11 protein-coding genes are annotated in these 12,999 nt (G+C 41.4%); 5 read left to right on the top strand and 6 right to left on the bottom strand.

Annotation, left to right across the window (positions count from 1 at the left end):
* Window positions 1-23: 23 nt before the first annotated feature.
* Window positions 24-1,475 (top strand): SLC5 family protein, encoded by a 1,452-nt coding sequence (locus GUY17_RS20900; protein WP_162024232.1) that lies wholly within the window; start codon window positions 24-26, stop codon window positions 1,473-1,475.
* A gap of 214 nt (window positions 1,476-1,689) precedes the next feature.
* Complete coding sequence (locus tag GUY17_RS20905; protein ID WP_162024233.1) at window positions 1,690-3,291, top strand: methyl-accepting chemotaxis protein; 1,602 nt, start codon at window positions 1,690-1,692, stop codon at window positions 3,289-3,291.
* A gap of 18 nt (window positions 3,292-3,309) precedes the next feature.
* On the opposite strand, the gene GUY17_RS20910 is transcribed toward GUY17_RS20905, so the two are convergent.
* The 3 genes from GUY17_RS20910 to GUY17_RS20920 all read right to left on the bottom strand — a co-directional run bounded on the left by GUY17_RS20910 (window position 3,310) and on the right by GUY17_RS20920 (window position 5,930).
* Window positions 3,310-4,152: a PepSY-associated TM helix domain-containing protein gene (locus GUY17_RS20910; RefSeq protein ID WP_368039264.1), complete on the bottom strand. Its 843-nt coding sequence runs from the start codon at window positions 4,150-4,152 to the stop codon at window positions 3,310-3,312.
* Window positions 4,110-4,640 carry an FMN-binding protein gene (locus GUY17_RS20915; protein WP_101087336.1) on the bottom strand — a complete coding sequence of 177 codons (531 nt, stop codon included), beginning with the start codon at window positions 4,638-4,640 and terminating at the stop codon, window positions 4,110-4,112. Before GUY17_RS20915 ends, GUY17_RS20910 begins: the two co-directional genes overlap by 43 nt.
* A gap of 114 nt (window positions 4,641-4,754) precedes the next feature.
* Window positions 4,755-5,930, bottom strand: coding sequence for a porin (locus tag GUY17_RS20920; RefSeq protein WP_101087337.1), 1,176 nt, complete (start codon window positions 5,928-5,930; stop codon window positions 4,755-4,757).
* 523 nt (window positions 5,931-6,453) lie between these two features.
* On the opposite strand from GUY17_RS20920, the gene GUY17_RS20925 reads away from it, so the two are divergent.
* Both GUY17_RS20925 and GUY17_RS20930 read left to right on the top strand, forming a co-directional pair.
* Complete coding sequence (locus GUY17_RS20925; RefSeq protein ID WP_162024234.1) at window positions 6,454-7,119, top strand: methyltransferase; 666 nt, start codon at window positions 6,454-6,456, stop codon at window positions 7,117-7,119.
* Window positions 7,120-7,617: 498 nt separating this feature from the next.
* Complete coding sequence (locus GUY17_RS20930; protein WP_101087339.1) at window positions 7,618-8,811, top strand: class I SAM-dependent rRNA methyltransferase; 1,194 nt, start codon at window positions 7,618-7,620, stop codon at window positions 8,809-8,811.
* Window positions 8,812-8,976: 165 nt separating this feature from the next.
* On the opposite strand, the gene GUY17_RS20935 is transcribed toward GUY17_RS20930, so the two are convergent.
* Window positions 8,977-9,240: a DUF805 domain-containing protein gene (locus GUY17_RS20935; RefSeq protein ID WP_162024235.1), complete on the bottom strand. Its 264-nt coding sequence runs from the start codon at window positions 9,238-9,240 to the stop codon at window positions 8,977-8,979.
* 191 nt (window positions 9,241-9,431) lie between these two features.
* Between GUY17_RS20935 and GUY17_RS20940 the strand changes: the two genes are divergently transcribed.
* Window positions 9,432-9,929 (top strand): fasciclin domain-containing protein, encoded by a 498-nt coding sequence (locus GUY17_RS20940; RefSeq protein WP_162024236.1) that lies wholly within the window; start codon window positions 9,432-9,434, stop codon window positions 9,927-9,929.
* Between the two features lie 393 nt (window positions 9,930-10,322).
* Here the strand turns inward: GUY17_RS20940 and glmS are convergent, their stop codons facing one another.
* Together glmS and GUY17_RS20950 are read right to left on the bottom strand one after the other, a co-directional pair.
* Window positions 10,323-12,152: a glutamine--fructose-6-phosphate transaminase (isomerizing) gene (gene glmS / locus GUY17_RS20945; protein WP_162024237.1), complete on the bottom strand. Its 1,830-nt coding sequence runs from the start codon at window positions 12,150-12,152 to the stop codon at window positions 10,323-10,325.
* 37 nt (window positions 12,153-12,189) lie between these two features.
* Window positions 12,190-12,960: a DeoR/GlpR family DNA-binding transcription regulator gene (locus tag GUY17_RS20950; RefSeq protein WP_101087343.1), complete on the bottom strand. Its 771-nt coding sequence runs from the start codon at window positions 12,958-12,960 to the stop codon at window positions 12,190-12,192.
* Window positions 12,961-12,999: the final 39 nt, after the last annotated feature.

Here is a 12,999-nt window from a genome sequence, read left to right on the forward strand (position 1 = left end):
AAAACTTGGGAAAGGGAACAATAATGTCTGAAAATATTATTCAAATATCCGTATTTACCATTGTAACGGCAATGATTGGGTTATTAACGTACATAAAATGTCGTGGCAGCAACCGTCAACAAAGCACACAAAATAAAGAATATTTTCTCGCTGGGGGCGGCTTAAGTTGGGTGTTTGTGGCAGGGTCTATCACCCTAACAAATTTAAGTACTGATCAGCTGGTGGGCATGAACGGTAACCAAATGGCACTGCTAGCATGGTGGGAGTTCTCTGCTGTGATTGGCCTGATTATTCTGGCTAAATTATTCTTACCCGTTTATTACAAGTATAACTGTACCACCACAACTGAGTTGTTGGAAAAAAGATATAATAACAAGCATATACGAGCCGTTATTGGGTCTATATTCTTTTTAGGTAATGCTTTTATCTACATGCCAGCAGTGATTTATTCAGGCTCTCTGTTTATGCAGACCATGTTTAATGTCGACATTCCACTTATGTATATTGCTGTTGCATTTGCGACGCTAGGCGCAGTTTATGCTTTCTTCGGAGGGTTACGCGCGGTAGCCGTATCAGACACCTACTCTGGAGTATTATTACTGGGCATGGCCATTTTTGTGGTGTATCTAGCCCTAAATGCGATTAATTATGACTTATCTGATATTCCGGTAGAACGACTCACCTTCATTGGTGGTGATGATTCGCCTTTACCTTGGCACACCCTACTAACCGGAATGATTTTCATCCAAATGTTCTATTGGGGTACCAACCAAACCATTACTCAACGTGCCATGGCCGCACCCACACTAAAAGAAGCTCAAAAAGGCGTATTTGCTGCAGCAGGTATTCGTATTCTAATCGTACCGGCTATCGTGGTTATTCCTGGGATTGTGTCATACAAACTGTATGGTGATATTGGTGACGCTGCATACGGGCGAATTGTAGGTGACCTCATGCCAACGTGGTTAACGGGTGTATTTGCCGCCGCAATGGCTGCGGCAGTATTATCGACATACAACAGTTTACTAAACTCAGCGACGGCGCTGTATGTGTGTGACATTCACGAAGCCTATATTAAAAAAGACCCTAACGTGGTGCGCTTAAGCGGTTGGGTTACATTATTACTCAGTATTTTAACTCTTACATTAGTGCCTATTTATCAACAAGCCGAAAGTATCATCAACTTATTACAACAGTTAAATGGTTTACTCAGCATGCCTATTCTGTCGATATTTATTGTAGGCTTAGTGTTTAAAAATATAGATGCCAGAGCGGGGATCGGTGCGGTTATATTTGGAGTAATGCTATATGCCTCACTAACATTTGAATTTTCCCCATTCTATTCAAGCTGGCACTACATTCACTTAATGCCAGTCACATTAGCCGCCTGCATCACCTTTGCGTTAGTCTCAAACCGCTTTGTGTTTGGCAACACGATTCAATTTGCCAAAGGCGACGAGATAGAAACGGCTTAGTAGGTAACATCGATACCGGAGCGAACATTGACAAAATGTTCGCTCTTTTTTTTTACCCTAAAAATCTAAATTAATGATAATTTAGGCCTTACTAATCAAGAATGTTAGTACTGTGCCGATATGATTAGCATTAGAAAAAAATGAATATAACTTCTCTTGTCTCTGGTCTTAGTTACACTGAGATCAAAAAATGACCCGATTAAGGTATTAACCCATGTTTAACGCTTTTAATACTATCAAAGCTCGTATTCTACTAGGCTATGCAGCTATTTTATTAATGACCCTAGTGGCGGCTGTTTTACTCAATAACAGCAACCAAACCGTAAAACAAGAAGTTGGCGGGTTTGTCGATGGCACATTACCTGCGCTTAACAGCATTACACGGGTACAAAGTCTTGCCAAAGAACTGGTATTAATGGGTTATTCTTTATACGGTACAACCATCGACGTTACAGAGTTTAACCAGAATAAAGTTCAACTAGAAAAAAGTCTTAACGAGCAGTATCAACAATTAAATACCGTAACATCTACCCAATTAATGCCGCAAATTGACGCGCTTAACGCGGCGTTATCGGCACTTGAAAACACCATGAGTAAATCATCGGTAGATTGGGACAATGCCCGCAATCATTTAGGTACATTAAATGATAGTGCTAACGATCTAAAAGATCGTCTAGACATTCTCGCCGAAGAAATTTCGACTCAAGCCAACCAAAATGCAATGAACATTCAAAGCGAACTTGGCTACAATACTATGCTCATTTTTGTATTAGTTGGACTCATGTTGGTTGTTGCAGTTGGGGCCTACTTAGCAGCACAAAAACAAATAGCCACTCCTATACAGCAACTGTCAAACGACCTCACCCGCATTGCGCAAAATCGTAATTTAAAAGCCAAACTGTCTGATGAATGCATTGTTGAAATTAGTAATGTGGCCACCAGTGTTAATGGCTTAATTAACGTATTCCGTTTAGGAATGAATGAAGTACATGACGCCATCGCCAGTATTAGCCAAACCGTTGCCCAGTTAAGTAACACAACAGGTAAATCATCAGCCTCTGTGGATGAGCTTCAACACACTATTGTGAGTTTAGTAGATGTGATGTCGCAACTTGAGCAGCAAATGGAGCAAAGTGTCGAACATTCACAAAGTGCATCAGATTCTGCTCAACAGGGTGCGCAGAGCATGGTTGAAGGGCAAAAAGAAGTTAAACAAACAGCTGACAGCATTAGCGTATTAGCTCAAGACATTGAAACGACTGCCAGCATGCTACTCACACTGCAAAATTCAGGTAAACAAGTGGCTACCGTGGTAAAAACCATTGCCGATATCGCCTCACAAACTAATTTATTGTCATTGAACGCAGCTATTGAAGCGGCTAGAGCCGGTGAAACAGGAAGAGGTTTTGCGGTAGTTGCAGATGAGGTTAGAACGTTAGCCTTACGCACACATAATTCAACTGTAGAAATAAATAAAATGCTCGCCAATATCGTTGATTCAATTCAATCTGCGGTCGACAATATGGCATCCAACCAACAAAAAGCACAACACTCCGTATCATTAGCAAATCAGTTAGTAGTAACACTTGAACAGAGCCGCCAACTTATTTTGTCTCTTGCCACAGTAAGCCAAGAATCAGCCATGCTAGCACAAGCATCACAGCAGCAGGCTCATACCGTTAAGCTTAAAGTACAAGACTTTACGCTATTAGGTGAATCTGTATCTGAGGGGAATCATCAAATTAGCGAGGCAGGTAATAAGTTGAGTAATTTAGCCGATAAGCTAACCGACACAGTCGATCAGTTTGAACGCTAAAAATGGTAATTGAATAGATTATCTCGGTGGTTTTTGTTTTAACCAAATCCAAAAGCCGCTGAGAGATACCATTAGTAATGCTAGCGCGAATAAGTCCCACAGCCAAACCGTTAATGATCCAAATAAGCGACCACTATGCAGATCTAGCATTACGCGTTGCCAATGTAAGTTAGCGCTGCGCGCAAGATTAACAACCTCTTTATCCACGAATTTACTTTCACTCAGCCAAACAGGTGCTGTTAACGGCGCAATAGCTTGCCAATCGATGAGTTGCTCATCTGCTTGAAATACACCATTTTCAGTATTTAACCACACCCGGCCATCAACAATCGCTAGCGCTAACAAACCAGACGGAAGTCCGGTGCTGGCATTTTGAGTTTCTTGTAACTGACCAAGATCATTAAATAAATACAGTTGCTGTGCATCTATGGCCACCAGCATGTTACCGACATAGCTGGCACTAATTAAGGTCGCATTGGACTCTAAAATCATATGTTGGTTTTGCCACAATAGATTATCGGTAATATATAATGCAGTAGGTGCAACACCAAACTGAGCAACATGAGAAGGAGGAGCAATACCATAATAATCAAGCAACCACGACTGGGTAACCGGTGCTTGGTCTAAACCAAAATCATCACTGTGATTTATCGCTACGCCAGTCAGCACTAACAATAAGATAAATAACGCACTCGCTAATCCTAAGCGACGGTGCCAAGGACGAAGGGCTCGCAAAATCTTAAGTCTAAAACGGTTACGTCGAGATGTTTTTGTCACACTAACCTGCTTGAAATGATCCGCTAGAATTGAAACGTGGTTTATTGCACCACATGCGCATGAAGTAACAATGCAATGCGCGATAACTTAGTTAACGCTCTTACTGATAATGTTGCACCAGTAATCCCGTCTATATGCTTATCAAGCTGATGTTGGTCATCTAACTTGGCCAGCTTAAATTGGTCTGTAAAAAAATCATGACGAACCTCGTCACCGCGACTTTCACGATAAATTAGCACTTTAGTCCGCATAATTTGATGGTCTTTAATATGAATAGCCACCGTAATCGGCGATTCCTTGCCTATTTCGTCCATTATCCAAACGGTTTCATCATTGTGTAGCCAGTAACGCATACGCATTTTATTAAAACGATGGGCTAAAATAGCTTCTACGGCTTGTTTGAGATCATCATCTAACCACAACACTTTAGACTCGCCAGCATTGCCATTAAATGCTTGGCTAATAAAGGCGTCATTTGACTGATACTGTGTTGCTACAGCGCTAAATGCCGAAAAATAAACAGCTAACCCCATCATAAATAACATCAAATATGATCGTAATATTGCCTGCATATCAATCCTTAGCCAAGAACAAAAATAAGGGTGCCGACAATATACACTGTTGGCACCCAAAATTTTACCGATAATCTGTTTCATCGATGCGTGCTTTTACTGAATGCTCAGCAATTAGAACTGGTAACCAACACCTAGGTTGAAACCGTCTGAATCTGCAGCGCCACCAATGTTTTCGTAATCAGCTTTAAACACTACGTTTTCGTGTAACCAGTAGTTAACACCCACGTTGGTTTGTTTTTTCTTAGTATCGGCACTATCACCCGCATTGTTGTCCCACTCGTTATAACGAGCAAACACACCAAACTGTTCATTAATGCGGTAAGAAGGCTCAATATAGAAACCATTTTGCTTATCGCGACCTAATGCTTCAGCTTCTTTACCATCAATATCCCACTGGGCGAATAATGCCTTAACAGTGAAGTTTTCAATGCTGTAAATAGCGTGTGCTGTTAACAATGTAGCAGAAGCGCTATCAACACCAGCAGTCCCCTGAGTTAAGTCAGACTGATACTGAACCGTGGCAGCTAATTCTAAACCCGGTACTGCAGTGTATTTTACGCGGCCGGTATAAGCTAAATCTTCGCCTTTCGCTTCAGATACTTTTTGACGACCGTTACGGATTTTATAGCCTGAGCTTTCGTCCAAATACAAACCCGAAGTCACAGCAGTGTCAAAAGCTAAACCTGGAGCGGCTTTAATATTAAGGTTTAAACCACCTTCCCACCATGTTGCAGGAATAATATCTTTTTCTACCGGGTTACGCTCAACACCGTAAAATACCGTTGGTTCGTGAGTTTCGTTGATAATACCTACTGGCATTAAGAATAGACCCGCTTTAGCGGTAAGCATCTCATTAAAATCGTGCTCGATATAAGCTTGCTCTAGCTCAACTTCGCCATTTTGACTCTCACCGGCAATTGAGTGCTCAACTTCTAGTTCAGAGAAAAAACGAGTGGTGCTGTTAAACTCATGACCCACAAACAATACAAAACGGTGAAAATCGAATTCTTTTTTGTCGGTACCGGTTTGGTTATTGCTAATATTGTTATAGTGTAATTCACCATAACCACCAATAGTGGTAGCCGACTTACTTGATGCGCTCGCTTCTACTACATCTGCAGTAGTTTCTACACGCTTTTCAGTTTGCTCAAGACGCTTTTCAAGATCTTTAAGCACTTTCTGCTGCTGCTCAATAATCTGACGTAGTTCAGTCGTTTCGTCAGAAGCCATAGCTTGATTGCTAGCCAAAAGACTAAATAGTGTTGCAGCAATTAACGTTTTTTTCATATCTCATCCCGATTAGACAATGTAAATGTAAATTTCGTGAATTATACATAACGAACATGTTAATGCAAACCATTATCATTAAGTTTGTGATACGCATGTCACATTATTAACAATCACAAATAACAGTGAAATGTCACAACAGATACAAATATTGATAAAAAGAGTTAACACTGATGACGGGCCAGAATGATGTTATAAATTGGTAGAAACGGGGTTTTATTGAAATACAAATAGAGGTGCTAATCTGGTGCCGGAGTGAGTAAAAACCAACTTTTCGCGCCGACATTATCAGTTATAGATGAGCTAATATCTGCACAGAACATTAATCCAACTGAGTTCCATCGAGTAGGTAAAAATACAATACTATAATGCTTTTAACAAAGATCTAAGTCTAACAAAACCTAACAGTTAGTTAAATACGTTGCCTTTCTAACGAACTGCTATAACCTAACTAAAACCTCTTCGTTTTGTCATTTATTTGTCCTCGATAGCTGGCTGAGCGCTCAATTTTTGAGACGGCCCAATGACAGCTCTTCGCTTAAGCTACCAAACCGTTGAATTTGGTGACATAGATGTTCATCTATGCACCTTACGTAATAGTCAAGAATTTTATGACCCTACAGGTGTTGCTGAAAAACTCGGAATATCCTCTGCAAGCTGGCCTATTTTTGGCATTGTATGGCCATCAAGCTTAGTGCTGGCAAACTATATGTTGGATTACAAAACCGAAGGTAAAAGAATTCTAGAAATAGGCTGTGGAATCGCATTATCAAGCTTACTCCTCAACGAAAAACATGCCGATATTACCGCAACCGACTATCACCCAGAAGTAGAGCAGTTCCTTAACCGAAATACAAAACTCAACAATGGTAAAAACATTGCTTTTGAGCGAGTAGATTGGGCTAATGACACCAGTAAGCTGGGACTTTTTGACGTCATCATTGGCAGCGATTTACTCTATGAAGATGAGCATGTGCAGTTATTGGCTTATTTTATTAAAAACCATGCCAGTAAAAAATGTGACGTCATCATTGTAGACCCCGGTAGAGGTAGAAAGAATAAACTCAGTGTAAAATTAGCTGAGTTCGGTTTCATCAGCAGCCATTTTAAACCAATACACACCGACTATTTAGCTCTACCCTTTAAAGGCTACATTCTGGTTTTTTCACGTGGTAATATCGTCACCTAATCAAGTATTATTGCCATTATCGAATACGAGTAATCAGTGTGTTCAAATACTGGGATTCAGCAACGCCTGGCATAATTACTACCGAATGCTTGTGGCGTTGTGTTTGACGGTTAGCAAAAGCATCACGTTAATCACTCGATCTAAAACATCATCACAAGTCTGTAGGCATATTTGATTGTGCATCAACCACCAGCACCGTTTAATCTCGCTATAACGCAACAAAATACCTTTAATGCTGGATGGAATAAGCAATAATTACCGACTCAACCGCCAGAATAGACATTAACCGCACCACACTAAGCCAACCATTTAATTATTTGTCAGGTTTTTAGGCTCAAAACAGGCTATGATCCCATTTTGTCGCCCCCTGGCTAATGCACTCAATTATTGAGGCATTACCCCAAGCCTATATTCAATTTCGATTAGGCTTATATGGCATCGTTATTAGATGCGCGATAACTCTTTTTACCCCTTTTATACTTTACATTAGGCAATACCATGGCTATCAGAATTAAACTTAAACCTGGCCGCGAACGTTCATTAGAGCGTCGCCACCCTTGGATATTTTCCAATGGAATTCACAACGTCAATGGCGGAAAACCGCAAGCTGGTGACACTGTTGAAGTAGTGGCGCACGACGGGCATTGGCTCGGACGCGGTGCCTGGTCGCCAGAATCTCAAATCCAAGTGCGGATATGGACTTTCGACAAAGACGAAACTATCGATGCCGACTTCTTCGCCCGACGCATAAAAAGAGCCCAAGCAGGACGTGATGATTTGATTCGCGAACAAGGTCTAACGGGTTATCGCTTAATCGCCGCTGAATCGGACGGTTTACCCGGTATTACCATAGACCGTTATGCCAACGTATTGGTTTGCCAACTGTTAAGCACTGGTGCTGAAAAATGGCGCGACACTATCGTTGAGCAACTGGTTCTTCAATATCCGGACTGCGCTGTCTATGAGCGCTCAGATGTCGACTCTAGAAAGAAAGAAGGCCTGACTCCGGTTGTAGGATTACTACACGGGGAGTTACCTGCTATGCCCGTCATCATCGAAGAAAACGGTATTAAGATTGCCGTCGATGTTGTTAAAGGTCATAAAACAGGTTTCTATCTGGATCAGCGTGACAACCGTGCTATGGCGGCTCGTTTCGTCAAAGGTAAGTCAGTACTTAACTGTTTCTGTTACACCGGTACTTTTGGCTTATATGCCGCCAAAGCAGGCGCTGCGAGTATTGAAAACGTCGATGTATCAACCTTAGCCCTACAAACTGCTCGCGATAATATGGCCATTAATAACCTTAATGATGACCATGTAAGCTATAACGAAGCTGACGTATTCAAATTACTACGCCAGTACCGAGATGAAGGTAAAACCTTTGATGTTATTGTTTTAGACCCGCCTAAGTTTGCCGACAATAAGTCGCAACTCGATGGCGCATGTCGCGGTTATAAAGACATCAATATGATTGCGATGCAATTACTTAATCCAGGTGGAATATTACTGACGTTCTCGTGTTCAGGCTTAATGCAGTCAGACCTATTCCAAAAAGTGGTTGCCGATGCCGCACTTGATGCCAAGCGTGAAGTGCAATTTATTGAACGCATGCACCAAGCAAGTGATCACCCAATTAGTAGCGCATTCCCAGAAGGTTATTACCTGAAAGGACTAGTCGCTCGTGTTTGGTAATAGCTAAGTTTGACCAAATCAAAAAGGGAACAGTATCTGTTCCCTTTTTGTTGGGTAAAATCGCTGTAAGCTCTACGAAGTCTTATGCCGATAATATCAGTCACACAATCAAAACGCGTTTAAGTCAACATGAGTATTAGCCGCATCACGATATCTTGATCGGTTTTATGTTGGAACACCCAACTTAGGGTTAACACCGTAATCATTTACATCATGGCTGTCTTGAGCTAAGAAAACAATCAGAACAATTAAACCAATAATTGGGATTAATAGTATTAATTGCCACCAGCCAGAGTGGCCTGTGTCATGTAACCTTCTAGCTGCAATACTAAGACTTGGAACTAATAGCGCAAGACTCACTATCGCTGAAATGGTATCTAAACCAAGTACAGCTAAGACAATATTCAGAATACCGACCCGTAAAAACATCCATGATGAATATCACCATCGTTATATCTTCCTGTCAGCTTTATGCAATTAGACTTATTTTAGTGATATTGCCCCCCTAAGTGCACACAACGTCATCTCACAAGTTCATTGAAACAAAATTGATCTAGTTGATTAACTACTGCGTAACTAATGCTGAACTCAAAATGGTACACACCTAAAAGGAAGATAAAATGTTAAAGAAAATATCTACGATACTGACTCTTGTAGTAGCTAGTTTAGCGTTCTCATCTGTTTCTTATGCCGAACATCATGGTATGAAAAAAGACATTGTTGATGTAGCGGTTGAAAATGGCTCGTTTACCACTCTCGTTGCTGCAGTTAAAGCAGCAGGACTTGTTGAAACGCTGAAAGGTGAAGGTCCATTTACGGTATTTGCACCAACAGATGATGCATTTGCAAAGTTGCCTGAAGGCACTGTCGAAATGCTACTAAAACCAGAGAACAAAGATAAGCTTGTCGCGGTATTAACTTATCATGTTGTAGCTGGCAAAGTGTTAGCTGCTGATGTAGTTAAGCTAGATAGCGCAACAACAGTTGAAGGACAAACAGTTACCATTGAAGTAAAAGACGGTAATGTGATGGTAAACAATGCAAAAGTTATCATGACAGATGTTAACGCTAGCAACGGTGTCATCCACGTGATTGACACAGTGCTACTACCTAAGTAATTACTAAGCAATTAATTACTGTCGGGGGCATAGGATACATTCCACGCCCCCGATTCTGTTGTGCTGAACGATTTAAGCCAGCACACAATAGTAACTGATAATACCTTACTTATGAATTAGTTAACTGGCTGCCAAGACAGCTTAATAACCATATTTAAACAATCCTCAATAGCCTTCAACGACTCCAATAGTATCTTTAATTAGCTAAACCCCATTTTAAACTGGGGCGGCGATAATCTTCGTCGGGAATAAAATGCCCCTATCGAAATAGACAGATTTAACAACCAGACTATTAATGGTCAATTATCCCATTACGCTATAATATTATTTCACCCAATAAAAACGGCTTCCTAAGAAACCGTTTTTATTAAAATTAACAATTAAATCAAAACCTTACTCAACTGTAACTGATTTAGCTAAATTGCGAGGTTGGTCTACATCAGTACCTTTAATTAATGCCACATGATATGACAATAACTGTAATGGAATAGTGTAAATTAACGGTGCCATGAACTGATCACAATGTGGTACCTGGATCACTTTCATGGTGTCGTCTGATTCAAACTCAGCATCAACATCGGCAAACACATACATTAGTCCGCCACGAGCACGCACTTCTTCAACGTTCGATTTAAGCTTTTCGAGTAATTCATTGTTTGGCGCAACCACGATAACTGGCATATCGGCATCAATCAAAGCTAATGGACCGTGCTTTAACTCACCAGATGCGTAAGCTTCTGCGTGAATGTATGAAATCTCTTTTAGCTTTAATGCACCTTCCATAGCGATGGGGTATTGATCACCACGGCCTAAGAATAATGCATGTTGTTTGTCGGCAAAGTCTTCTGCTAATTCTGCAATTGCATCATTTAAGCCAAGTGCTTGTTCCACTTTTGCTGGCATTGATAACAAGCTTTGAGTAATAGCCGCTTCCATGTCGCTAGACATGCCATTATGACGGCCAATAACCGTTGTTAACATTAACAAGCCAGCTAGTTGAACGGTAAAGGCTTTAGTTGATGCAACACCAATTTCTACGCCAGCTTTCATCATGTAAGCCATGTCAGATTCACGTACTAACGATGAACCAGCTGAGTTACAAATAGTTAAGGTGGCTTTGTAGCCCATTTCTTTTGCTAGGCGCATTGCCGCTAAAGTATCAGCTGTTTCACCAGACTGTGAAATAGTCACTAACAAGCTATTTGGGAACAGGTGCGATTTGCGGTAGCGGAACTCAGATGCAATTTCAACATTACACGATACGCCAGCCCAATCTTCTAACCAGTAACGCGCGGCCATACCTGCATGATAACTGGTACCGCAGGCAATAATTTGCACGTGTTTAATGTCTTTTAAAAATTCAGCAGCATTTTCACCAAAAGCTGAATCTAAAACCTTACCCCCCGCAATACGACCCTCTAGAGTATGTGTAATGGCGGTTGGTTGCTCGTAAATCTCTTTCAGCATGTAGTGACGGTATTCACCTTTGTCACCGGCATCATGAGTCACTTCAGACTCTTTCATTTCGCGCTGAACGGCGTTGCCATTAACGTCAAAAATGTTAACTTCACGGCGCGTAATTTCAGCAACGTCACCTTCTTCTAAAAAGGCAAATGAACGTGTTACAGGTAACAGTGCTAGTTGATCAGAGGCAACAAAGTTTTCACCTAAACCGTAACCAATCACTAATGGGCTTCCGCTACGGGCAACAACCATACGTTCGCTATCACGACGGTCGATAACAACTGTACCATAGGCACCTTCAAGCTGTTTTACTGTCGCTTGTACTGCCACTAATAATGTCGCTGCTGTCTTTAGTTCATGATGAACAAGGTGACAAATAACTTCGGTGTCGGTGTCTGATGAAAATACATAACCTAAACCTTTTAACATCTGGCGCAATTTACCGTGGTTTTCAATAATACCGTTATGAACAACGGCAATATCACCTTCAGATAAATGTGGGTGTGCATTGCGTTCGCTTGGCTCACCATGAGTTGCCCAACGAGTATGGGCAATACCGGTGCCGCCACTTAACGGTGCGGCATCAAGTGCAGACGACAACTCTTGTACTTTACCAACGCGGCGAGTACGGCTTAACTCACCTTGATGGATAACAGCAATGCCAGCTGAGTCATAACCACGGTATTCTAGACGACGTAAGCCCTCTACTAAAATTTCTGCAACATCCCTTTGCGCCACTGCGCCTACGATTCCACACATGTTAGTTGTTTCCTTTACTGTTTCAATTTAATTTTGTTTACTTAGTGTATGGCGCGAGTATGACTCTGACGCCATGCGCTGAAATAGTGTTAACGGCTTCTTGGGTGATGTTGTCGTCGGTAACTAAGACATTAACCACATCCCAAGGTAATTCTAGATTAGGGATCCGTCGGCCAATTTTAGTCGACTCTAATAACACCACGACTTCACGAGACATTTCAGCCATTACTTTACTTAAGCCGGTTAGTTCGTTAAATGTGGTGGTGCCACGATCGAGATCAATGCCGTCGGCACCGATAAAAAGTTGGTCGAAGTTATATGAACGTAATACTTGCTCTGCCACTTGGCCCTGAAAAGACTCTGAGTGAGGGTCCCAGGTGCCACCGGTCATCAATAATGTCGGCTCATTTTCAAGTTCATGAATGGCGTTTGCCAATTGCAATGAATTAGTCATCACCACCAAGCCGCGCTTGTCATTTAGCTGTTGCACAAGACCTGAAGTCGTACTGCCGCTGTCAATAATAATTCGGTTATGATCACGAATAAGCTCAGCGGCTTTAGCTGCTATAGCTTGCTTGTTTAAAGACAGTTTTTCATTGGTAATTTGAGTCATTTCTTGAGGTACAGGCACCGCACCACCATAACGTCGTAACAATAGCCCATGAGTTTCAAGCATGGCTAAGTCTTTGCGAATAGTGACTTCTGAAGTGGCAAATAGATTTGCTAGCTCATCGACACTGACTTCGCCTTGTTCATTAACCAATTTAATAATCGAGTGGCGACGTTGCTGGGTGTTACGTTTAGTCATTTAAATTAACTATCTTTCATATAAGTTTCGAAACGAAAG

The organism is Shewanella sp. Arc9-LZ, assembly GCF_010092445.1.
Classification (GTDB): Bacteria; Pseudomonadota; Gammaproteobacteria; order Enterobacterales; family Shewanellaceae; genus Shewanella.

Coding starts and splice junctions, on each gene's coding strand:
- GUY17_RS20900 (WP_162024232.1), top strand. CDS start 24: ATGTCTGAAAATATTATTCAAATATCCGTATTTACCATTGTAACGGCA.
- GUY17_RS20905 (WP_162024233.1), top strand. CDS start 1,690: ATGTTTAACGCTTTTAATACTATCAAAGCTCGTATTCTACTAGGCTAT.
- GUY17_RS20915 (WP_101087336.1), bottom strand. CDS start 4,640: ATGCAGGCAATATTACGATCATATTTGATGTTATTTATGATGGGGTTA.
- GUY17_RS20920 (WP_101087337.1), bottom strand. CDS start 5,930: ATGAAAAAAACGTTAATTGCTGCAACACTATTTAGTCTTTTGGCTAGC.
- GUY17_RS20925 (WP_162024234.1), top strand. CDS start 6,454: ATGACAGCTCTTCGCTTAAGCTACCAAACCGTTGAATTTGGTGACATA.
- GUY17_RS20930 (WP_101087339.1), top strand. CDS start 7,618: ATGGCTATCAGAATTAAACTTAAACCTGGCCGCGAACGTTCATTAGAG.
- GUY17_RS20935 (WP_162024235.1), bottom strand. CDS start 9,240: ATGTTTTTACGGGTCGGTATTCTGAATATTGTCTTAGCTGTACTTGGT.
- GUY17_RS20940 (WP_162024236.1), top strand. CDS start 9,432: ATGTTAAAGAAAATATCTACGATACTGACTCTTGTAGTAGCTAGTTTA.
- glmS (WP_162024237.1), bottom strand. CDS start 12,152: ATGTGTGGAATCGTAGGCGCAGTGGCGCAAAGGGATGTTGCAGAAATT.
- GUY17_RS20950 (WP_101087343.1), bottom strand. CDS start 12,960: ATGACTAAACGTAACACCCAGCAACGTCGCCACTCGATTATTAAATTG.